This window comes from Pseudomonas sp. NFACC37-1 (assembly GCF_900101575.1).
GTDB lineage: Bacteria > Pseudomonadota > Gammaproteobacteria > Pseudomonadales > Pseudomonadaceae > Aquipseudomonas > Aquipseudomonas fluorescens_AA.
This window is the reverse complement of record NZ_FMUZ01000002.1, coordinates 13,772-35,608: the sequence shown is the minus strand read 5'-3', so window position 1 is coordinate 35,608 and position 21,837 is coordinate 13,772. Positions and strand designations below refer to the sequence as shown.

Sequence of the window (21,837 nt, the reverse complement as noted above, 5' to 3'; positions counted from 1 at the left end):
GGCGCTAGCGCAAGGTCTGAAGCGCCTCGCGCCCGGCAAAACGGGCAGCGGCCACCGCCCTGTTGGGAACGTTCAGCGCACGGATCAACGAAGAGACATGAATGCGCACGGTGAAGGGAGAGATCTCAAGCGCTGAGGCGATTTCCTTGTTGGTCTTGCCTTCGGCGATCAATTGCCAGACCTCTCGCTGCCGTGACGTGAGCCGGCTCATATCATCGTCGGAACCCAGTAGGAGCGGGCCCGAAGGCTCGTACTTGACCAGCACTTCGCCACGGCGAATATCGGCGATGGCCTGGCCGACCTGGTCGGGAGAAAGGCTCTTGCCGACAAACCCGTCCACACCGGTGGCCATGACACGGCCAATGACATCGCTGTCATCCAGGGTCGAAACCACAATCATCACGGTGTGCTTGAGTGCCTGGCGCAACTGCGCGAGCTCGCTGATGGAGCCCAGGCCGGGAAGACGTATTTCAAGAATCAGCGTATCGAGAGGTTGTCCATTCGTTGCCAGCGTCCGTACTTCCTCCAGGCTGCCTGCTTGTTCGATCACTGCGTCAGGTATCAGGCGCTCCAGCAACACCATCATCCCCTCTCGGAACAGCGGATGCTCATCTGCCACGATAATCCGGCAAATCTTCCGACCCGAGACGCGTCTCTCATCGTGTCCCATACTGCATCTTGACGACTTCACTGATTCTCTGCGCAACGCCATTGGCCGGAGGCGTGACGGATCGGATCGACTGACCACGATAAGGTCCGTCCGCGGGAAACCAATTCTGGACAACGACAACCTGTTTCGGCTGCTCGGCCGAAACCGGGCCCGTGGAGATTTCATTGGTGAACTTGCAGGTATCAAACGTCCCCAGGGCCGTCTTGATCGTTTCACGCCCGTTATAAGTCAGCTTCTCGACGACATCGAACTCGACCGTTCCCCCGGCGCTCACCGCTTTGTTTTTGTAGCTGACGGTGACGGTCTGCCCAGGTTGCAGATCAATCGGTGTGGAAGCGGGAGGCTGGTAGATGGTGGTCATCAACGATGCCCCGGCACCATGGCGATCACCGTAACGAATCAGTCGACCGTCCTTGATTTCGGCGAAGGTCGTCGTCAGGAAAAACGGCGCATTGTTCAGGAACGACGTGTGCACCGAGGCCACCGGATTGGCGCCGGCAAACGCCTCGCGCCCGAGCGCCTCGGTTTTACCGCGACTGGTGGCTGGCGACAGGTTGTCGCGACTTTCATACTCCACCACCGTCCCGGCCTGGAAATCCGCCTCGTTGGTGCAAGCCGCCGAGGATGTCTCACTGGCCGTGGAAGCCGACGCACCGGCGATAAAAGAACCCCAGCCACTGGCGACAAGGGCCGAGACGGCAAATGCCGTTGCGAGGCGCTTGCGATAAGCCGGGCAGATGTTGGACTTTCTGGCAGGTGTGCTTTTCAAAAACAGATCCTTGTTCAAGTAGGCTCGTTGCGACCGGTCGAAAGCCGATAGCGTCCATAGGTTAGGGTCGAGTGCCGACCGGCGCTATAGCGCAAGTGTGCTATAGGCTTTGCCCTCGTTCTGGATGGGGGGATGATTGAGACTACCGATACGCGCCGGACCATGACATCATAAAGCCACCATTTTGTTCGAGCCTGGACGCGCTTCATTCTTCAGCCTTGAAACCGTATCAGGGGCTCGTATGACCGAATCACTGGAGCGCTTTGTCCAGGCGCAAGCGTCAACCTATGACCGCGCTTTGCACGAGCTACGGCACGGCCGCAAGGAAGGCCACTGGATGTGGTTCATCTTTCCCCAATTACGCGGCCTGGGTATCAGCGAGAACGCCACCTATTACGGCCTGCGCAATCTGGAAGAGGCGCGCGACTATTTGCATCACCCGCTTCTGGGACCACGACTCGAGCGCGCAACCCGCGCCGTCCTGGACTCGGACGTCGCGGTAGAGAAACTCCTGGGGACACTCGACGCCATGAAATTCGCGTCCTGCATGACGCTGTTCGCAGCGGCCGCGGGCGAGCATTGCGTGTATGCCCAGGCGCTGGAGGGTCGGGTGAATGTCGACTCAAGAACACTGGAACTACTCAAGGAGCGAGAAAGAAAAAATGTCTAATCTGACGGGAGGATGAGACGGTGAATCCAGAAGTCATTTTCGCCGAAACGGTGAAACGCCTGCGAGCGGCCAGGCACCTTGTCATTTTTACCGGTGCCGGCATTTCCGCACAAAGCGGTATCTCCACCTTCCGTGATCCTTCGACCGGCCTCTGGGCACGTTACGACCCAAAGAAACTGGCCACCCCCGCCGCTTTCGCCAAAGATCCTGCACGGGTATGGGCATGGTACAGCTGGCGCCGAACGCTGGTTAACCAAGCGCACCCCAATGACGCGCACCGGGCAGTCGCCAGGCTGACCGAGAACTTGCCCCGCGTGACCGTCATCACACAGAACGTCGACGACCTGCTCGAACGAGCCGGATCCAAGGAGGTGATTCACCTCCACGGTGATCTGGCCAGCGCCCGTTGCTTCCAGTGCAATCGTCCCTACCTGGGCGCATTGCCCGTGGATGTCGGGCCCGACTGCGACAGCCTGGAACCCCCGCGTTGTCCACACTGCGACGGCCGGATCCGCCCCAATGTCGTCTGGTTCGGCGAGGGAATGCCGGAACGGGAACTGGACCTGGCCTTCAGCGCGGCTCGCGACTGCGACGTCATGCTCTCCATTGGCACTTCCGGAAACGTCTACCCGGCGGCACGGATTCCAACATTGGCAACCGAGCATGGCGCCTGGCTGGTGCATATCAATATCGAACCGATGGGCCCCGCTTCCGATAAAACGCTGGTGGGCGATGCGACCCACTGGTTGCCGAGGCTGGTTGAGGCATTGGGCTGATGCTTCCTGCAAAACCCGCCCATGATCCCAAAGTTTTCCACGAATACGCCGATACATGCCTGATAAAATGACCGGCTCGCAGGTAGCCCCTCGCGACGCAACGATTAAGGAGATCCAACGGACATGATTGTCGGCATTGACCTGGGCACCACCCATAGCCTGATCGCAGCATGGCGCGACGGCGCGGCGCAACTGGTACCCAACGCATTGGGCGAGTGGCTGACACCGAGCGTGGTAGGCCTGGACGACGAAGGCCGCGTCATGGTCGGCCGCGCGGCCCTGGAGCGCCTGCAGACCCACCCCCAGGTCACCGCCTCGCTTTTCAAGCGCTATATGGGCAGCGCTCGTCTCACCACTCTGGGCAATCAACAGTTCCGGGCCGAGGAGCTCTCGGCCATGGTGCTGCGCAGCTTGCGCGAAGATGCCGAGCGGCATTTCGGCGAACCGGTGGAAGAGGCCGTCATCAGCGTTCCCGCCTATTTCAGCGATGCCCAGCGCAAGGCCACGCGAATTGCCGGCGAGCTGGCCGGGTTCAAGGTCGAACGACTGATCAATGAACCCACTGCGGCCGCACTCGCCTATGGCTTGCACCAGCGCGATAACGCCAGCACCTTCCTGGTTTTCGATCTCGGCGGCGGGACTTTCGACGTGTCCATCCTGGAGCTGTTCGAAGGCATCATGGAAGTACGCGCCAGTGCCGGCGACAACTACCTGGGCGGGGAAGACTTCGACACGCTGCTGCTGCAGGACTTCGTCGCCGCCCAGGCGGGCAGCAGCGATGGCCCGCTGGCCCTGGAAGATGCGCAGCTCTACGGGCGGCTGCGCCGCGAAGCCGAACGCGTGCGCAGAACCCTGGGCCAGGAACCGAGCGCAACGTTCGCGGTACGCCAGGGCGAGCGCGAATGGCGCCGCGAATACACCCAGGCCGGCCTGACCGACCTGTATGCGCCGTTGTTCAGCCGCCTTCGAACGCCTATCGAAACCGCCTTGCGCGATGCCCGCATCCGCGCCAGCGAGCTGGATGAAGTGTTGCTGGTGGGCGGTACCACTCGCATGCCACTGGTTCGCAAGCTGGCCGCCGGTCTGTTCGGGCGTTTTCCCTCGATCCAGCTCAACCCCGACGAGGCCGTAGCCCTCGGCGCGGCCGTGCAGGCAGGGTTGAAGAGCCGCGACGCGGCCCTGGAAGAAGTCGTGCTCACCGATGTCTGCCCCTACTCCCTGGGCATCGAAACCACGGTCGACTATGGAGGCCAGCTCGAATCCGGCCATTACCTGCCGATCATCGAACGCAACTGCGTGGTGCCGGTCAGCAAGGTCAAGCGCGTGTACACCCTGCGCGACAAGCAGAAGATCGTCCTGCTGAAGGTCTATCAAGGCGAAAGCCGCCGGGTCAGCGAAAACATCCTCCTGGGAGAACTGGAGATCCCCGTGCCGCCCATGCCTGCCGGCGAAGTCGGGATCGACGTGCGCTTCACCTACGACACCAACGGCCTGCTGGAAGCCGATGCGCAGATCGTCCAGACGGGGGAACGCCGCAACCTGGTGATCGCCAACAACGCCGGCGTCCTGGACAGCGAGGAGATCCGCCAGCGCCTCAAGGCCCTGGAAGCCTTGAAAATCCATCCACGTGACGAGCAACCCAACACCCTGCTGATCGCCCGGCTGGAGCGTCTGTACCAGGAAAGCCGCGGCGACCTGCGCCAACGGATCGATGAGCTGACGACCCACTTCGCCCATGTGCTCGAGAGCCAGGAGCAGCACGACATCCGCGCATTGCGGCTGCAGATCAGCGCCCAGCTCGACAGCCTGGAAGAAGGTGTCTGGCGATGACCTGCTGGACAGTGCTCGGACTGCCGGAAGACGCCGACAAGCGCAGCATCAAGCGCCAATATGCAAGCCTGCTCAAGCAGCATCGACCGGACGAAGACCCCGAGGGTTTCCAACGCCTGCGCGAGGCTTACGAGCAGGCCTTGGAATGGGCTGACTGGCAGCACGAAACAGCAGTCGTCGACGACGAACAGCCGGCGCCTATCGACCTGCCTCCCATGGAAGCGCCAGCCCCGCCGCAGGCGCCGTCGGGGCCCTCTCCGGCCCAACGCCTGGCGGCGCAATGCCTGGAGGGAATCACCGCGGCCAACCTCGCCATTCGCCTGTCGCAGGCGCGTCTCTATGGCTGCGAACGCGAGTTCGAACACGGCCTGCTGGGGCGTTGCCTGGCCCAGGAAGACACCTACGACCTGGCCGAAGCAGCCATCGAGCAGTTGCACTGGCTGACCCCTTGGCAACGCGAGGACCTACCCGGCACCGACACCGAGCAGTTGCGCGGCAGGCTCATGGATCTGGCATGGTCTCGCCTGACCGGGGCCTGGCACGATAGCCAACGCTTTCTCGACCTTGCCCGCCAGCTCAATGCCAGTCCGTGGCTACAGACCCTGGACGCTCGGCAATGGCTGAACCGATGCCTGGCCATGGCCCTCCTGCAAGCACCGGGTTGGTCGGAGCCGTTGTTCGATGCCATCTGCGCGCAACAGGGCTGGAAACAGACCGGCCACTCGAGCCCCTGCCCAGAGCCTTGGTGGAGTCAACTGCTTGCCCGCAGCCACTGCGCGACGTTCCTTCAGCAGCAGGCTCGCCTCGCCCAGGGCGGCGACAGCAGCGAATCCCGGGCCGCACGCATGTTGTTCGGGTCATCCGACGAAGACGACCGGATACGCCTGGGCATGACCTTCCGTGCCGAGGACTGGACAGCCTGCGAAACGCTGTATCGCGCCATTGAGCTTCGCTACCCGCACCTGCTGGGAGAGATGCCGCAGTTGGCCCCGGAACACTGGCGTACGCTGCGTCGTCAACCGCCGCTCCTGGCCGTGCCGCTGGCCCTGCTCGGCAGTTCCACCTACATGAGTTGGGCGCTGGAGTATCGACTGGGCGGTGCGTTCTATACCAGTGTGATCGACATGTTCCTACGGGCTCTGCTGTTCGGCGTTATCGCCTGGGGGTTGCATGCCTTCTGCGCAACCTTGAGCCGCGGTGCCTGGCGGCTCGACCGATCAATCAGTACGCGCTACGGCCACTGGCTGAGCCTGCGGCGTCCTGCGCCATTGCCAATTCGCGAGAGTCTCTGGGTCGGGTTGCTTGGCGCGCTCATTTACCTGGTCGGCGGCATTCCTGCGGCGGGAATCTATTTCGGCATCCTCGCGGTGCTCGCGGCCATTAGCCGGCGTGCCGCCTCTCGATCCGGCAAGTCCTTTTTTGCTCGAGTCTATGAGCGCGTGCCCGGGGATGTGCTGATCGGCCTGTTCCTGGGAATGCTGGTGCCCCTGGTGCTGCTGGGCAATGCCTTGGCCAGCCATTCGAGCCTCGCCGTGAATGAAGGCCTCCAGGCCTGGCCCCAGCGAACCTGCGCCGCCCGCCAACTGACGGCTTCGCCTTGCCCCTCCAAGCTTTCGGCAGAGCAGTGGCATCCCGTCGACACCGCCCAGGTAAAACAACCATGATCAGCACCCGCGCCTTTATCACCGCGGTTGTCGTCCTGCTGACGATGGCCTGGCTGGTGCAACGAGTGTCCAGTTCGGAAACCGTCGTCGACAAAACCACTCTTTCGTACTGGGCCGAGGTCCAGGCCATTACCACCTGCCTGGTGGAAGGCGCGGACCTTCTGGAGCAGCGCTACGCCGATTATCACGCCCTGCTGACGCCCCCCAAGGATAAATGGCTGCCCAGACAGGGCTTTGCCGGATTCGGCATGGGCGCCGGCGACCTCCTGAGGACCCAGGCGCCTTGCAAACCGTGGCTCCATAGTTCGGAGCCGGAGCTGAACGCCCAGGCCAAGCACTACGTCCAGGCATATGACCGCCTGCGGCCCGATGCGCTGGCCATCGAACGGTGGCTGGGCGATCGGTCGAACGAGCCCCCTGCTCCCGAGCTCGATCAGCTCGAACGCGCCTTCAACCTGAACCTGCAAGACTTGCGTACCCAGGCGATACCTTTGCGCCAGGCGTTGGAGCGACCGCAACTGCAAGTTCGCGAGCAACAGTTGGCGGCCATTGAAACACGCCTGGGCCATGACCAGCATTGGCATACCCTGCGCTTCATGATCTTCGCACGCGAGACGGTCAATGCCCTGGACGCCATGACCGAAGGCACGCCGTTAAGTCCGGAGCAATTGCTCACCCAGCAACAGGCGCTCATGGCCAGTTGGAAGGACGCCGAAGCCCTCGTGCAAGCCCTGCCGCGCTTGCGCTCGGCCAATGGCAAGCAGCCCGTGTGGACCCACATCGGTTTCGCCGCCAAGGAATGGTTGACTGCCCTGGAGCGCCTGCAACAGCACTGGGCAGCCGGGGCCGACGCCGGCGAACTGAACCAGGACCTCGCCGCCGCACGAGCCGGTTACGATGAACTGCAGTCGCGCTATAACACGGCGGTGCAATCGCAGTATTGATTCGTCAGGACAGCCTCGCGGCAGCCTAGACCGCGAGGACAAAACGACAGCCCTGTTCTGCCTCTTCACCGGGTAAGCAAGGTGCGGGCACGAAACCACAGCGCTCAAGGACTTTCCTTGAACCGACATTTTGCTCGTAGACATACGCCACCAACTGCGTCAGCGCCCAACGCATCCGTGCCTGCCGGATGAGATGCTCCAGGGCCAGTGTGGCCAGGCCCTGCCTGCAGAAGTCCTGGTCTATCCGGTAACCCACCTGCGCGCAACCGTCCGCTGGGTGGATGTCCTTGAGGTTCGCGCGGCCGACGATCCTGCCACTGCCATCCTCAATGACAAAAGGGTGCCAGACGCCCACGGCAAAATCGGCCAGATAGCCTTCAATGTGATTGGTGACGCCCGTCCATGAATAAAAGGCAGGGTCGCGTGCGTCGATCTGCGATTCGAACCATTCACGGTTATGGATTTCGAAGGCCAGCAGCGCTTGCACATCGGTCATTTGCAGCTCGCGAATTCTGAAGGGTTTCACTGATGGCTTCTCCTGGGGCCGTGAAGCGCAATCGTAAGGTCGAGCGATCGTTCATGGCGAGGGTTTCTGCTTGGGCGGTCCTTTGTTGGGGCCGCTGCGCAGCCCAGCGGGAGCAAGCTCCCTCGCCACGGGCCTATTGGATGGCCCCCTAAACGAAAAATGCCCCGTACCTTTCGATACGGAGCATTTCTTCAAGGCTTCCCGCGGATTGCCAGGTATTCACGCGACGGTGAGTCTTCTGGTTCAATCGTCTGCAGAATCCAGAGCGATTCTGCAGTTCCTATCGGGGAACCCGCCTGGAGTCCTTCAGGCGTTCTGGTTCCAGGGACGGTCGCCATGCTCGTCCTTGATGCGCGTCGGCAGGCCCATCACATCCAGCGCCTCGAGGAACGCCTCGGCAGGCAGCTCCTCGACGTTGACCATGCGCTGCACGTCCCACTCGCCACGGGCCACCAGCAAGGCCGCGGCCACGGGTGGCACGCCGGCGGTATAGGAAATGCCCTGGCTGTCGGTTTCGGCGTAGGCATCCTCGTGGTCGGCCACGTTGTAGATGAACATCTCGCGCGGCTGGCCATCCTTGACGCCCTTGACCAGGTCACCGATGCAGGTCTTGCCGGTGTAGCCCGGCGCCAGCGAGCTCGGGTCAGGCAGCACGGCCTTGACCACTTTCAGCGGCACGACTTCCAGACCTTCGGCGGTCTTGACCGGTTGCTCGGAAAGCAGGCCGAGGTTCTTGAGCACGGTGAACACATTGATATAGTGCTCGCCGAAGCTCATCCAGAAACGCACGTTGGGCACGTCGAGGTTCTTCGACAACGAGTGCACTTCGTCGTGACCGGTCAGGTACAGGTTCTGCGAGCCGACCACTGGCAGGTCGTCGGTGCGCTTGACCTCGAACATGGTGTTGCTGGTCCACTGGCTGTCCTGCCAGCTCCACACCTGTCCGGTGAACTCGCGGAAATTGATTTCCGGATCGAAATTGGTGGCGAAATATTTGCCATGGGAGCCCGCATTGACGTCGAGAATATCGATCGAATCAATGCGGTCGAAATGCTGTTGTTGCGCCAGTGCCGCATAGGCATTGACCACACCCGGGTCGAAGCCCACGCCGAGAATGGCGGTGATGTTCTTCTCCTGGCACTCCTGGAGATGGTTCCACTCGTAGTTGCCGTACCAGGGCGGCGTCTCGCAGACCTTGCCCGGTTCTTCGTGGATGGCGGTGTCCAGGTAGGCCACACCGGTATCGATGCAGGCACGCAGCACCGACATGTTGAGGAAGGCAGAGCCGACGTTGATGACGATCTGCGACTCGGTTTCGCGAATCAGCGCCTTGGTCGCTTCGACATCCAGAGCGTTCAGTGCAAAGGCCTTGATGTCGGCGGGTTGCTTGAGGCTACCCTTGGCCTTGACGCTGTCGATGATGGCCTGGCATTTGGAGATGTTGCGCGACGCGATAGCAATACGACCGAGTTCGTCGTTGTGCTGCGCGCACTTGTGGGCCACCACCTTGGCGACACCTCCTGCACCAATGATAAGTACGTTCTTCTTCAATTTCTTTATTTCTCCTTCCGCCAACTCAAGAGAGGCTGGACAAGTAGTCGTCGTAAACAAACTCGCGAACCACCTCGACGCTGCCGTCGAGTTGCTTCACAACGATGGACGGCATTTTCAGGCCGTTGAACCAATTTTTCTTGACCATGGTGTAGCCCGCTGCGTCGATGAACGACAGCCGATCGCCGATGGACAGCGGACGATCGAATTGGTACTCGCCAAAGATGTCCCCAGCCAGGCAGGATTTGCCGCACACCATGTAGGTGTGTTCACCCTCGCTCGGTGCCAGCTTGGCGTTCAGGCGATAGATCAGCAGATCGAGCATGTGTGCCTCGATGGAGCTGTCCACCACGGCCAGGTGCTTGCCGTTGTAGAGCGTGTCGAGCACGGTGACTTCCAGCGACGCGCTCTGGGTGATCGCGGCCTCGCCCGGTTCCAGGTAGACCTGCACGCCATACTTCTGCGAGAAGGCCTTGAGCCGTGCGCAAAAGGCGTCCAGGGCGTAGCCCTCACCGGTGAAATGGATGCCGCCACCGAGGCTGACCCACTCGACCTTATGCAATAGATGACCGAAACGCTCCTCGATCGTGCCCAGCATCTGGTCGAACAAACCGAAATCGCCGTTCTCGCAGTTGTTGTGGAACATGAACCCGGAGATATGCTCGATGACCTGTTCGATTTTCACCGGATCCCATTCGCCCAGGCGGCTGAACGGTCGCGCCGGGTCGGCCAGCAGGTAATCGGAGCTGCTCACTTGCGGGTTGACCCGCAGGCCGCGGACCTTGCCGGCCGACGCCTCGGTGTAGCGCTGTAACTGGCCGATGGAGTTGAAGATGATCTTGTCGCAGTTGGCGAGCATCTCCTCGATCTCATCGTCGGCCCAGGCCACGCTGTAGGCGTGGGTCTCGCCCGCGAATTTCTGCCGGCCGAGCTTGAGTTCATACAGCGACGACGACGTGGTGCCGTCCATGTACTGCTGCATCAGGTCGAATACCGACCAGGTGGCGAAGCACTTGAGCGCCAGCAAGGCCTTGGCCCCGGACTGCTCACGCACGTAGGCGATCTTCTGCATGTTCGCCAGCAGCTTTTGTTTGTCGATGAGGTAGTACGGCGTTTTGATCATTTTCGAGGCCTCCGGGCAAGGCGAGCCAAAAAAGGATGCGCATTGTGCCTTCACTGACTGCAGATCGAAAGAGCGAAAAGCCCCGTTCGCGCAATCATCCTGATCCAAAACCACGCTTTGCGATCACCGGACATACCGGCCGCCCAGGCGACGAAATGCTGAATCTGGCAAAGGGAGGATAAGCAAAGAGCGCTGACGCTCGACTTTGAGCCGTCGCGGATAACCGGCCTTGCACAACAGGCCATGGGGGATCAGTGTTTATGCATCAGGTCATGCAGGACACCAAACCTCAGGCCCGCTTCGCAAACGATCATGTCTGTAACACCGAAGACCTTGAACGCCGCCAGCATGATCGCCAGGCCACCGGGCAGGATGCCCAGGCGATGGCTTTGCAAGCCGGCCAATCTGAGGCGGTCGACATGGCCGACTTCCAGCAGCCGCAACGACAGGCGCAACAACCCGCTGTAGGTAATGCCGCCTTGTCCAACGTCATTGAGACCATTGGCCTTGAGCACTTTGGCCAACATCCGCGCCGTACCGGAAGAGCCGATCACCTGCTGCCAGCCCTGCGCGCGATAACGCGCCGCCATCGCTTCAAACTGCAGGACGGCCACGCGTTCAGCCTCCAGCAGCGCTTGAGCGGTGATGCGTCCGCCCGCAAAGTAACGCGCGCCAAAGGTGCCGCTGCCGATGGCGATGCTTTCCGTCAACAGCGGCTGAGCGCCCTGCCCCAGAATCAGTTCGGTCGAGCCACCGCCGATGTCCACCACCAGTCGCGTCCGCTCGACACCGGGCACCGCATGGGCGACACCGGCATACACCAGCCGGGCCTCTTCATGTCCGGACAGCACGTCGATCCGAAACCCCAGGTGCCGCTCGGCACTGGCCAGGAACAATTGGGCATTCGCCGCTTCACGCACGGCACTGGTCGCCACCGCCCGTACCCGTCCGGCTTCAAAGCCACGCAGTTTTTTGCCAAATCGGGCCAAGGCTTGCCAGCCTCGATCCAGCGCCAGTTCATCCAGGGCCCCGGCTTGCAGGCCTTCGGCCAATCGGACCGGCTCGCGCAGGGTTTTCACTTCCTGGATCACCCGTTGTCGATTGCGCTTGACCGACTGGCCAATCATCAGGCGAAAGGCGTTGGAGCCCAGGTCAATGGCCGCGAACAGGGGGGCGTCGCCTTTCATAGCGGTGTTCCTTGATTCATCAGCCAGCAGGCACAAGCGCTGCGGGCATCCCACGATGGTTTGCGAAGATCCTGCCATGGGTTCGATGACACCTGGATGACACCCATTGAACCCCAGTAACTGTTTTAGCCATGGGCAGCACATGAAGCACAGATGACCGTCACTACTATGTAACAAATTGCAATTAGCGTGGATGGCGCCTCCACGACCGAGTTTTCCATCATGCTTTCCACCCAGGACACCTTGGTACAACGCATTCACCGGGAATTGCTCGATCACAGCGACGAAGAACTGGAGCTGGAACTCTCCGAAGACGGGCATGACCTGAACGCCTTGTTCGATGAACATGCCCCGGATAGCAGCGAGAAAGAAATCCGACGCCTGTATTTCAGCGAGCTGTTCCGCCTTCAGGGTGAATTGGTGAAGCTGCAAAGTTGGGTAGTCAAGACCGGGCACAAGGTCGTGATCCTGTTCGAAGGGCGTGACGCCGCCGGCAAGGGTGGCGTGATCAAGCGCATTACCCAGCGGCTCAATCCCCGGGTGTGTCGCGTCGCCGCCCTGCCCGCTCCCAACGACCGTGAACGGACTCAATGGTACTTCCAGCGCTACGTTTCGCACCTGCCGGCGGCGGGTGAAATCGTGCTGTTCGACCGCAGTTGGTACAACCGCGCCGGCGTCGAGCAAGTCATGGGGTTCTGCACCGACGAACAGTACGAAGAGTTCTTCCGCACCGTGCCGGAATTCGAGCGGATGCTCGCCCGCTCCGGCATCCAGTTGATCAAGTACTGGTTCTCCATTTCCGACCAGGAACAGCACCTGCGCTTCCTCAGCCGTATCCATGACCCGCTCAAGCAATGGAAGCTCAGCCCCATGGACCTGGAGTCCCGCCGGCGCTGGGAGGCCTATACCAAGGCCAAGGAAATCATGCTCGAACGCACCCACATCGCCGAGGCGCCCTGGTGGGTGGTGCAGGCCGACGACAAGAAAAAAGCCCGGCTCAACTGCATCCATCACCTGCTTGGGCAAATGCCCTATGAAGAGGTGGAACTGCCGACCATCGAACTGCCGCAACGGGTACGCCAGGAAGACTACTCCCGCAGTCCGACGCCACCGGAGCTCATCGTGCCCCAGGTCTACTGAGACCCGCCAGGCAAGCCCCCCACAAGCGGTTCTGACCTCGTGTTCGCCAGGGCCTTACGATCGAGGCCTCGGTTCTCCCGCCCGCCACAGCCCAGTGTGGGAGCGAGCTTGCTCGCGATAGCGCAGGATCAGTGACAAGGTTCGTGACTGACACGCCGCTATCGCGAGCAAGCTCGCTCCCACAGGGGATTGGGTGAGTTCACCGCCAGAAACGGTTAACATCCCTCTCCTTCGTCTACCCTCACAGAACGGCGTACCGCCATCCATGTGGGCGTGATGCTTCGACATTCCTTGCCTTTCTCTACCGGAGATCTTCCATGCTCAAGCCGTCCCTGGCATTGGCCGCTGGTGTTGCCCTGTCGTTTTGCAGTTGGCTGGCGCAGGCCGCCGACACCCTGAAAGTCAGCGCGATTCCCGATGAGGCCCCGACCGAACTGCTGCGCAAGTTCAAGCCGCTGGGGGCGTACCTGGAACAGCAAACCGGCATGAAGGTGGAGTTCATCCCCGTGAGCGACTACCCGGCCGTGGTCGAGGCACTGGCCACCGACCGGATCGACATGGCCTGGCTGGGGGGCTTCACCTTCGTCCAGGCACGCCTGAAAACCGGCAACGCCATCCCGCTGGTCCAGCGCGAACAGGACGCCCAGTTCACCAGCAAATTCATCACCGCCGACCCCGCCGTCAAATCCCTGGCCGACCTCAAGGGCAAGACCTTCGCCTTCGGTTCGGTATCGTCGACATCGGGCAGTCTCATGCCGCGCTATTTCATGCTCCAGGACGGCATCAAGCCAGAGAGCTACTTCAGCCGCGTCGGCTATTCGGGCGCCCACGACGCCACCGTCGCCTGGGTCCAGGCCGGTAAAGTGGATGCCGGGGTACTGAACGCCAGCGTCTGGGAAAAACTGGTGGCGGCCGGCAAGGTCGACACGAACAAGGTCAAGGTCTTCGCCACCACCCCCGCCTACTTCGACTACAACTGGACGGTGCGCGGAACCCTCGACCCTGCGTTGGCGGCCAAGATAAAGGCCGCCTTCCTCGCACTCGACCCGGCCAACCCCAAGGACAAGGAAATCCTCGACCTGCAAGCCGCCAGCCGCTTCATCGAAACCAAGCCTGAGAACTACAAGGGCATCGAGGAAGCCGCACGCGCCGCCGAACTGCTCAAATGACCCTGCGACTGACCCAGGTCAGCGTTACCCATGCCAACGGCGTCCAGGCGCTGCGTGGCATCGACCTGCACATCGGCGCCGGCGAACAGGTCGCCATCATCGGCCCGTCCGGCGCTGGCAAGTCGAGCCTGCTCAACCTGCTGGCCACCGCCCTGCGCCCGGGCAGCGGGGAGCTGCAGCTGCTCGGCGAACACGCCTGGCAGCTGTCGGCCCGCCAGCGTCAACGCCTGCGCGCGCGCATCGGCCTGATTCACCAATCGCCGCCCCTGCCGCCGCGCCAGCGTGTGGTAACGGCGATCCTTGCCGGAAAGCTCGGTCAATGGGGCATTGGCAAAAGCCTGTTGAACCTGTTGCACCCGCTGGATATTCCAGGCGCCAGGGCGGCATTGGCCCGGTTGGACCTGGGCGACAAACTGTTCGCCCAATGCCAGCAGCTGTCCGGCGGACAACTGCAACGCGTGGGCATTGCCCGGGTGTTGTACCAGGCGCCAGAGGTGTTGCTGGCCGACGAACCGGTTTCGGCCATGGACCCGGTATTGGCCGAGCACACGCTTTCGGTGCTTTGCCGCCACGCCCGGGAACACAACGTCACCCTGGTCGCCAGCCTGCATGCGGTGGAACTGGCCTTGGCGCACTTTTCCCGGGTCATTGGCCTGCGGGACGGGCAGATCCTGTTCGACTTGCCAACCGAGGCGGTCGACCGTCCGTTGCTCGACACGCTCTACGCCAACGAACAACTGCAGTCTTCACCAACAACGCCCCCCGCGTCCTTGAGCGTGCAGATTCCCCGATGCTGACCCGCGATACCCGAGACCCTGCCACCCGCCCTCGCCTGCTGCTCAGTCTGCTGGCGCTTGTGTTGTTGTGGCCAGGCATCCAATTCAGCGAATTGGACCTCGGCGTGCTACTCAAGAGCGACAGCCAGAGCGAAATGGGCCGGTTCGTAGCGGCGTTCTGGCCGCCCGCCCATGGCGACGAATTCGTGGAACTGCTGTGGCAGGCCACCTTGCAGACGCTGGCGATCGCCACGGCCGGCATGGCCTTGGCGTTGCTGTTGGCGGTGCCCGCGAGCCTGCTGGCCAGCCGCGCCCTATCGCTGTCAGCGGCCTCCCGCGCCGGCCATCCGGGCTATTGGGGCCAACTGCTGCGCTGGCCGGTACGCGGCTTGTTGATATTCTTGCGCAGCGTACCGGAAATCGTCTGGGCCTTGCTCTTCGTGCGCGCCGTCGGCCTCGGCCCAACGGCCGGAGTACTGGCGATTGCCATTACCTACAGCGGCATGCTGGGCAAGGTCTACGCGGAAATCTACGAATCGGTGGACCAGCGCCCGGCCCACGCGCTCTTGCAGTCCGGCAGCAGCCGGCTGGCGGCCTTCGGCTATGGGATCCTGCCCAATGTCGCGGCGGAACTGTTGTCGTACACGGTGTACCGTTGGGAATGCGCGATCCGCGCCTCGGTGGTGATGGGCTTCGTCGGTGCCGGAGGGCTGGGCCAGCAAATGGACCTGTCGCTGCGAATGTTCGCCGGCGGTGAAGTCGCCAGCCTGCTGCTGACGTTCCTGGCACTGGTGCTGCTCGCCGATCAACTCAGCCGCCTGCTGCGCTGGAGGCTGACATGAATCGCCTGATCAACACGGTCATGGTCCTTTGCATCGGCGCGGCGGTCATCACCTCGTTCGCCTACCTGGGCATCGACCTGGGCGAGCTCGGCGACAGTGGCAATCTGCAGCGGATGGGGGCTTATGCGCAACGCTTTCTCAGCCCGGACCTGAGCCCGGGCCACTTGAAGGCGATAGGTCACGGCGCCCTGGAAACCCTTGCCATGTCCGCCCTCGGCACCCTGCTCGCGGCGGTGTTCGGCCTGCTGTTGGCCTTGCCTGCGGCCGGACGCTTCGGCTGGCCTTTGCAGAGCGCGTCGCGCCTGGTGCTCAACGCCTTGCGCGCGGTTCCGGAGCTGGTGTGGGCCGCGCTGATGGTCCTGGCCGCCGGTCTCGGCCCCAATGCCGGCACCCTGGCACTCGCCCTGCACACCACCGGCGTGCTCGGTCGCTTGTTCGCCGAGGCGTTGGAAAATACCCCTTGCGAACCGGCCGACGCCATCCGCTTGCAAGGCGGCAACGCCGTATTGGCGTTCTGCTACGGGACACTGCCCAACCTGCTGCCGCAACTGCTGGCCTACGTCCTGTATCGCTGGGAAAACAACATCCGCATGGCCAGCGTGCTCGGCTTTGTCGGTGCCGGGGGGCTGGGGCAAATGCTCTATGTCAGCCTCAGCCTGTTCCAGGAAGCCCAGGGCAGCACGGTGATTCTGGCGATGCTGTTGCTGGTTCTGGCGGTCGATACGTTGAGCGGCTGGAGTCGCCAGCGTTGGGTAAAGGCTTGAAGGCTGTTGCACAGCAACGAGCAGGAAATTGGTCATAAAGACCAAGAACCAGGTCTTAATGACCATGCTTCATCCGAGTCAAAATAACCCAACAACCGCCAACCCATTGACGGACAAGGCATTATTAACTGGCACACTTTCTGATCAGGTCTTCTGCCCCTTTTGGCGAACTTGGGAAGAAAGCCACATGAGTAATGAATTCAAGCCTGGTCTTAGTGTAGTCACCGGTGCCAGTTCGGGTATTGGCCTAGCCGTCACCCAACGTTTGCTGGAGCGCGGCTCCAACGTGATCGCGATGTCGCGACAGATCGGTGGTCTCGGCGAACTGGTCGAGCGGTTTGGCGACAGGCTGTCCTGGCTGCCCGGCGACGTGACACAGGCGACCGACCAGGCCAAGCTGGCACAACTGGCCGCCTCCATCGGCCCGGTGGATTGCCTGGTACCCAATGCGGGAATCGCGCAACTGGCCGACGGCCTGGACCTGGCCGCTTTCGACAGGCAATGGGCCGTCAATGGCGCGGGCGCCCTCAATACCCTGAGCAGCCTGCGCGAGCACCTGGCAGCCGAGGCGTCCGTGGTGTTCATCGGCACGTTCCTCGAACAGGTCACCTTCCCGGGGTTGGCCGCGTACATTGCATCGAAAGCGGCCTTGCGCGCCCAGATGCGCACCCTGGCCGTTGAACTGGCGCCTCTTGGCGTTCGTCTCAACATGGTTTCGCCGGGGCCTACCTCCACACCGATCTGGGGCACCCTGGGCCTCGATGCAGAGGCTTTGGGTTCAGTGGCCAGCGCCGTCAACCAGCGCCTGCTGAACGGACAATTCCTCGAACCCGGAGCCGTGGCAGATGTCATCCTGTTCCAATTGGGCCAGGGTGCACGGGGCGTGTATGGTCAGGACTGGGTGGTGGACAGCGGCTACACCTTGCGTTGATTGCGGCGCGCCCTGGCTAGAAGAGACAGTATGTTTGGCTGCGCATGTAACCCTGTGGGAGCGAGCTTGCTCGCGATAGGGTCGGGCCAGTTAACATCAATGTCGGGCGGGTCGCCGTCTTCGCGAACAAGCTCGCTCCCACTGGTCGTTCTTTCGTGCCGAGCTGTGGCGAGGGAGCTTGCCCCCTCGCCACAAGGGCGGTCGGTCCTCCCCAAGGGGTTCAGCAACCTTACGCCCTCTCCATCAACGCCCGTTGCCCATCCGCCTCTCCCTGCAACAACTCAACCACCCAATCGATAAACACCCGAACCCTGGGCGACAGCTGTCGATGGGGCGGGTATACCGCTGAGATCGGCCATGTCGGCACGCCGTACTCGCTCAACACTTCAACCAGCCTGCCCTCGGCCAATTGCCGCTGCACGTGGTAACGCGGCACCTGGATCAAGCCGAATCCCGCTTCACAGGCCGTTACATAAGCGTCGGCATTATTGACGGTCAACTCACTCGGCAATTGCATTTCGCGCACCCGCCCTGTCACCTCGAATTCGAACGGGAAGAACCGTCCATTGCCAGAGGCAAAGCCGATGGCCTGGTGCGCCGGCAAATCCTCCAACCGCCGAGGCGTGCCGACGCGAGCGAGGTAGCCAGGGCTGGCGCAGGTCAGCTGGTGCAGCCGCACGATGGGCCGCGCGACCAACCCTTGATCAAAGATAGTGCCGGCGCGGATTGCACAATCCACGCCCTCGCGCTGCAGATGAACCTGGCGATCATGGAAACCGATGTCCAGTTGCAGCGCCGGGTAGCGCCGGTAGAAATCCGGCAGGCGCGGCAGGATCCAGGTGCAACCGAAGGCGATCGGCATGTCCACCTTCAACGTACCGCATGGCTGGCTCCTTTGCACCGACAGCGAACTTTCCAGGTCATCGAGGTCATCCAGCAACTGGCCGCAGCGTTGGTAATACGCTTCGCCGTCCAGTGTCGCGCGCACCTGGCGGGTGGTGCGCTGTAGCAACTGCACACCGAGGTGAGCTTCCAACTGCTGGATCAACAGGCTGACGGTGGCACGGGGTAACCCAAGGTCATCGGCCGCCTTGCCAAAACCACCCAGCTCGACGATACGCCGGAACACTTGCATGGCCTGTAATCGGTCCACTATCGTGCCTCATTATTTAGATATCCCGAATAGTTAAACCAATAATCGAGGATTTATCCAGAAAACCACTTGCTGGAGACTGCACAGGTCGTTCACTTCAGGAGCTATCAGCATGAAAACCCGCCAACTCGGCCAATACGGCCCTAACGTTTCGCCCATCGGCCTGGGCTGCATGGGCATGTCGGACTTCTACACCACGGGCGTGGACGAGGCAGAAGCGATTGCCACGCTCCACCGCGCCCTGGAATTGGGCGTGACGCTGTTCGACACCGCCGACATGTACGGGCCGTATACCAATGAGGAGCTGCTCGGACGCGCCTTGCGAGGCAAGCGTGAAAGCCTGTACCTGGCGAGCAAGTTCGGCCTGGTGCGCAGCAGCGATCCCCATGCCCGCGGCGTCAACGGCCGCCCCGAATACGTCCGGCAATCGGTCGACGGCAGCCTCAAGCGCCTCGCCACCGACTACCTCGACCTTTACTACCAGCATCGCATCGACCCTGAAGTGCCCGTCGAGGAAACCATCGGCGCCATGGCCGAGCTGGTCCAGGCCGGCAAGGTCCGCCATATCGGCATCTCGGAGGCCAGCGCCGAGACCATCCAACGGGCCCACGCTGTGCATCCGCTGGCGGCGGTGCAAAGCGAATACTCGTTGTGGTCCCGCGAGCCTGAACACAATGGCGTGCTCGATACCTGCAAGCGCCTGGGCATTGCGTTCGTTGCCTACAGCCCCTTGGGCCGAGGCTTCCTGACCGGCGAACTGAAATCGCCGGAGGATTTTGCCGCCGATGACTATCGCCGCTTCAACCCGCGCTTCCAGGCCGACAACTTCAAGCGCAACCTGGCGCTGGTCGAACGGGTCAAGGCCTTGGCCGCGGACAAGGGCATCAGCGCCTCGCAACTGGCCCTGGGTTGGGTATTGGCCCAGGGTGACCACGTCATTCCGATCCCGGGCACCAAGCAGCGCAAGTACCTGGAGAGCAACGTGGCGGCGGCTTCAGTGGTGTTGAGCGCTGACGAACTGGCCCGGCTGGATGGGATTTTCGCAGGCGAAGGTGTGGTAGCGGGCGACCGATACCAGGCGCAGACCATGACGTTGTTGAACGGTTGATCCGTCGGCTGGGCTGTCGGTTTCGACAGGCCGGACTCAAGCAGGCGCCAGCCCAGCCGATAACCCTATCAATAATAGCCCCAGGCTTCGCCGGGCTCTGCCAGTTGCATAGGGTAACGATCAATGAGTTTGCCGCTGAATCGCCTGCTGACGTGGGGCGTCCTGATGTTCCTCGCTGCAAGCGCTTGCGCGGCAGAGACACCCCTGCGCATCGTGACGGAGGAGCTGCCGCCCTACAACATGACGCAGAACGGACGCGTGACCGGCATGAGCACCGAAGTGGTCCAGGCCGTGCTCAAGGAGGTCGGCATGGACGCGCCTATCCAGCCCATGCCCTGGGCCCGGGCCTACGAACTGGCGCTCAACGAAAGCAATGTGTTGATCTATTCGATCGTCCGCACGCCTGCTCGCGAATCGCTTTTCCAGTGGGTGGGCACCATTGGCCCGACGCAGTGGTACATCTACTCGCTGGCGGACCGACCGGTAAAACTCGACTCGCTGGCCGACGCCCATGGTCACCAGATCGCCACGGTCAATCAGGACGTGGGCGAGCAATACCTGGTCTCGAAGGGCTTTCGCATCGGCGAGGAACTGCAGTCGAGCACCAAGTACGAACACAACTACCGCAAGCTCAAGGTCGATCACGTGGAGCTGTGGATTTCCAACGAGCTCAACGCGCTGTACCTGACTCGCCAGAATGGCGAAGACCCGGACAAGGTGCTGATCCGCTCGCTGGCGCTTCCCGAACTGAGCAGCCCGGACGGCCTGAGCATGGCGTTCAGCCGCAAGACGCCGGCCGAGACGGTGGAGAAGTTCCGCGCCGGCCTTGAGACCATCCGTCGCAATGGGGTCTACGACGCCATCCTGCGCAAATGGTTATGACATGGGGGACTCTTTCCGCACGGCAGCGTCCCAGCCACCACCGACCAAGGCGTTCAGTTCCCTGGGCCGGCGCCTGGTGCTGGCAACGCTGTTGTTCTGCCTGTTCTTTACCCTGGCGATGGTCACCTGGCGCACCTGGCTGGCCTGGGAAAACAACCTGGCGGAAATGAATTCGGAGCTGGCCCTGATCGATCAGGTGTTCCAGAACACCTTGGCCTACGCCATTTGGGAACTGGACCGCGAATCCCTCGACCAGCAAATCACCAGCGTCGCCGCGGCGGCCCCCGTGGGGCGCGTGGTGTTGAACATCCTGCGTCCCGGGCAAGCGCCGGAAGTCATCGAACTCAATCGATACGCCGTCGGTCAATCGGGCGTGGTGCCGGTGCTGCATCGCCAGCTCATCGCCGAGCCCTACGCCGGGGCCCATGAGAAAGTCGGTGAACTGACCATCGAAGGCGACAACAACCTGCTGTGGGAGCGTCTCTGGAGCGAAGCACGCAGCATCGTCATCACCCAGCTCATCCAGTCCCTGCTGCTGGCCGGATTGGTCATGACCATGTTCAACCGCCTGGTGACCGTGCATGTGGTGCATATCGCCCGTCACCTGGGCGAACTCGCGCCACATACCCTCAAACATCACCTCAAGCTGCAACGGGCGGTGAATCGCCAGGACGAACTGAGCCTGCTGGAATTCCAGGTCAATGAACTCCAGGACAATCTGTACGCCCACCTCGAACGCCAGCATTCGGACGAACTGGCCCTGGCCGCCAGCCGCGATCAAATGGCCGAACTGGTGGAGGCACGCACCGCGGAACTGAAGGCGGCCAACCAGTCGCTCGAAGCGCTGTCCCGTCACGATGCCTTGACGGGCCTGGCCAATCGTCGCTACTTCGACGAATTGAAGGAAATCGAGTTTCGTCGGGCCATCCGCCACAACACCCCGCTGGCCGTGCTCATGTGTGACGTCGATTTCTTCAAGATCTACAACGACACCTACGGCCACATGCAGGGCGATCTGTGCCTGAAAGAGATCGCAGAAACCCTGCGCAGCGTGTTCGGCCGCTCAGGCGAACTGACCGCCCGCGTAGGCGGCGAAGAATTCGTCGTGGTCCTGCCCAATGTCGACGCCGCACAGGCCTGCCAAGCGGCTCAACGCTTTCGCACCAGCCTGGCGGAACGCGAGCTGCCCCACAGCGGTTCCAAGGTCTCGCCTTTCGTCACCGTGAGCATCGGCGTTGCCGAGCTGGACCCGGAGACCATGGACCATTTCGATCAATTGCTGCAACGCGCCGACCAGGCGCTGTACCGGGCCAAACACCAGGGACGCGACCGCGTTGCCCTGTAAAGACCACCGCGCGCCAA

The 21,837-nt window shown here is 62.1% G+C and carries 21 protein-coding genes; 14 read left to right on the top strand and 7 right to left on the bottom strand.

Annotated elements, in window-relative coordinates; translation table 11 throughout:
• Positions 1 to 4: 4 nt before the first annotated feature.
• Together BLP82_RS02485 and BLP82_RS02480 are read right to left on the bottom strand one after the other, a co-directional pair.
• Complete coding sequence (locus tag BLP82_RS02485) at positions 5 to 670, bottom strand: LuxR C-terminal-related transcriptional regulator (protein WP_092165087.1); 666 nt, start codon at positions 668 to 670, stop codon at positions 5 to 7.
• The gene (locus tag BLP82_RS02480; RefSeq protein ID WP_256574033.1) at positions 657 to 1,457 is read right to left on the bottom strand and encodes a DUF3108 domain-containing protein; all 801 of its coding nucleotides are present in this window, start codon (positions 1,455 to 1,457) and stop codon (positions 657 to 659) included. The genes BLP82_RS02485 and BLP82_RS02480 overlap by 14 nt, the downstream gene beginning before the upstream one ends.
• 223 nt (positions 1,458 to 1,680) lie before the next feature.
• On the opposite strand from BLP82_RS02480, the gene BLP82_RS02475 reads away from it, so the two are divergent.
• From BLP82_RS02475 to BLP82_RS02455, 5 genes are all read left to right on the top strand, one after another.
• Positions 1,681 to 2,109, top strand: a complete 429-nt coding sequence (locus BLP82_RS02475) for a DUF1810 domain-containing protein (RefSeq protein ID WP_092165085.1) — start codon at positions 1,681 to 1,683, stop codon at positions 2,107 to 2,109.
• A 20-nt stretch (positions 2,110 to 2,129) separates the two neighbouring features.
• The gene (locus tag BLP82_RS02470; protein ID WP_092165083.1) at positions 2,130 to 2,885 is read left to right on the top strand and encodes an SIR2 family NAD-dependent protein deacylase; all 756 of its coding nucleotides are present in this window, start codon (positions 2,130 to 2,132) and stop codon (positions 2,883 to 2,885) included.
• Between the two features lie 123 nt (positions 2,886 to 3,008).
• Positions 3,009 to 4,715 (top strand): molecular chaperone HscC, encoded by a 1,707-nt coding sequence (locus tag BLP82_RS02465; protein ID WP_092165081.1) that lies wholly within the window; start codon positions 3,009 to 3,011, stop codon positions 4,713 to 4,715.
• Positions 4,712 to 6,379 carry a J domain-containing protein gene (locus BLP82_RS02460; protein WP_092165079.1) on the top strand — a complete coding sequence of 556 codons (1,668 nt, stop codon included), beginning with the start codon at positions 4,712 to 4,714 and terminating at the stop codon, positions 6,377 to 6,379. Before BLP82_RS02465 ends, BLP82_RS02460 begins: the two co-directional genes overlap by 4 nt.
• Positions 6,376 to 7,323 carry a DUF3829 domain-containing protein gene (locus tag BLP82_RS02455; RefSeq protein ID WP_092165077.1) on the top strand — a complete coding sequence of 316 codons (948 nt, stop codon included), beginning with the start codon at positions 6,376 to 6,378 and terminating at the stop codon, positions 7,321 to 7,323. The genes BLP82_RS02460 and BLP82_RS02455 overlap by 4 nt, the downstream gene beginning before the upstream one ends.
• Before the next feature lie 25 nt (positions 7,324 to 7,348).
• Here BLP82_RS02455 and BLP82_RS02450 read toward each other — a convergent pair whose 3' ends face one another.
• From BLP82_RS02450 to BLP82_RS02435, 4 genes are all read right to left on the bottom strand, one after another.
• A complete protein-coding gene (locus BLP82_RS02450) occupies positions 7,349 to 7,849 on the bottom strand; it encodes a GNAT family N-acetyltransferase (RefSeq protein ID WP_092165075.1) in 501 nt (166 codons plus the stop codon).
• 306 nt (positions 7,850 to 8,155) lie between these two features.
• Entirely contained in the window at positions 8,156 to 9,400 is a 1,245-nt protein-coding gene (locus BLP82_RS02445; protein ID WP_041476374.1) for a saccharopine dehydrogenase family protein, read from the bottom strand.
• A gap of 25 nt (positions 9,401 to 9,425) precedes the next feature.
• Complete coding sequence (locus BLP82_RS02440; RefSeq protein ID WP_092165073.1) at positions 9,426 to 10,523, bottom strand: carboxynorspermidine decarboxylase; 1,098 nt, start codon at positions 10,521 to 10,523, stop codon at positions 9,426 to 9,428.
• Positions 10,524 to 10,774: 251 nt separating this feature from the next.
• Positions 10,775 to 11,710: a Ppx/GppA family phosphatase gene (locus tag BLP82_RS02435; RefSeq protein WP_060741775.1), complete on the bottom strand. Its 936-nt coding sequence runs from the start codon at positions 11,708 to 11,710 to the stop codon at positions 10,775 to 10,777.
• A 222-nt stretch (positions 11,711 to 11,932) separates the two neighbouring features.
• Here BLP82_RS02435 and ppk2 point away from each other — a divergent pair, with 222 nt between their 5' ends.
• The 6 genes from ppk2 (at position 11,933) to BLP82_RS02405 (ending at position 17,332) form a co-directional block, all read left to right on the top strand.
• The gene (ppk2, locus tag BLP82_RS02430) at positions 11,933 to 12,850 is read left to right on the top strand and encodes a polyphosphate kinase 2 (RefSeq protein WP_060743179.1); all 918 of its coding nucleotides are present in this window, start codon (positions 11,933 to 11,935) and stop codon (positions 12,848 to 12,850) included.
• A gap of 317 nt (positions 12,851 to 13,167) precedes the next feature.
• Positions 13,168 to 14,019, top strand: a complete 852-nt coding sequence (locus BLP82_RS02425; protein ID WP_092165071.1) for a putative selenate ABC transporter substrate-binding protein — start codon at positions 13,168 to 13,170, stop codon at positions 14,017 to 14,019.
• A complete protein-coding gene (locus BLP82_RS02420; RefSeq protein ID WP_092165069.1) occupies positions 14,016 to 14,816 on the top strand; it encodes a phosphonate ABC transporter ATP-binding protein in 801 nt (266 codons plus the stop codon). The genes BLP82_RS02425 and BLP82_RS02420 overlap by 4 nt, the downstream gene beginning before the upstream one ends.
• Positions 14,810 to 15,637, top strand: a complete 828-nt coding sequence (locus BLP82_RS02415) for a PhnE/PtxC family ABC transporter permease (RefSeq protein ID WP_092165067.1) — start codon at positions 14,810 to 14,812, stop codon at positions 15,635 to 15,637. The genes BLP82_RS02420 and BLP82_RS02415 overlap by 7 nt, the downstream gene beginning before the upstream one ends.
• Complete coding sequence (gene phnE, locus BLP82_RS02410; protein WP_092165065.1) at positions 15,634 to 16,401, top strand: phosphonate ABC transporter, permease protein PhnE; 768 nt, start codon at positions 15,634 to 15,636, stop codon at positions 16,399 to 16,401. Before BLP82_RS02415 ends, phnE begins: the two co-directional genes overlap by 4 nt.
• 187 nt (positions 16,402 to 16,588) lie before the next feature.
• Positions 16,589 to 17,332: an SDR family NAD(P)-dependent oxidoreductase gene (locus BLP82_RS02405; RefSeq protein WP_092165063.1), complete on the top strand. Its 744-nt coding sequence runs from the start codon at positions 16,589 to 16,591 to the stop codon at positions 17,330 to 17,332.
• Between the two features lie 229 nt (positions 17,333 to 17,561).
• Here the strand turns inward: BLP82_RS02405 and BLP82_RS02400 are convergent, their stop codons facing one another.
• A complete protein-coding gene (locus tag BLP82_RS02400) occupies positions 17,562 to 18,485 on the bottom strand; it encodes a LysR family transcriptional regulator (protein WP_092165061.1) in 924 nt (307 codons plus the stop codon).
• A gap of 112 nt (positions 18,486 to 18,597) precedes the next feature.
• Between BLP82_RS02400 and BLP82_RS02395 the strand changes: the two genes are divergently transcribed.
• The 3 genes from BLP82_RS02395 (at position 18,598) to BLP82_RS02385 (ending at position 21,820) form a co-directional block, all read left to right on the top strand.
• On the top strand, positions 18,598 to 19,593 hold the full coding sequence (locus BLP82_RS02395) for an aldo/keto reductase (RefSeq protein WP_092165059.1): 996 nt from the start codon (positions 18,598 to 18,600) through the stop codon (positions 19,591 to 19,593).
• A gap of 123 nt (positions 19,594 to 19,716) precedes the next feature.
• Positions 19,717 to 20,475 carry a substrate-binding periplasmic protein gene (locus BLP82_RS02390; protein WP_092165057.1) on the top strand — a complete coding sequence of 253 codons (759 nt, stop codon included), beginning with the start codon at positions 19,717 to 19,719 and terminating at the stop codon, positions 20,473 to 20,475.
• A gap of 1 nt (position 20,476) precedes the next feature.
• Positions 20,477 to 21,820 carry a GGDEF domain-containing protein gene (locus tag BLP82_RS02385; protein WP_092165055.1) on the top strand — a complete coding sequence of 448 codons (1,344 nt, stop codon included), beginning with the start codon at positions 20,477 to 20,479 and terminating at the stop codon, positions 21,818 to 21,820.
• Positions 21,821 to 21,837: the final 17 nt, after the last annotated feature.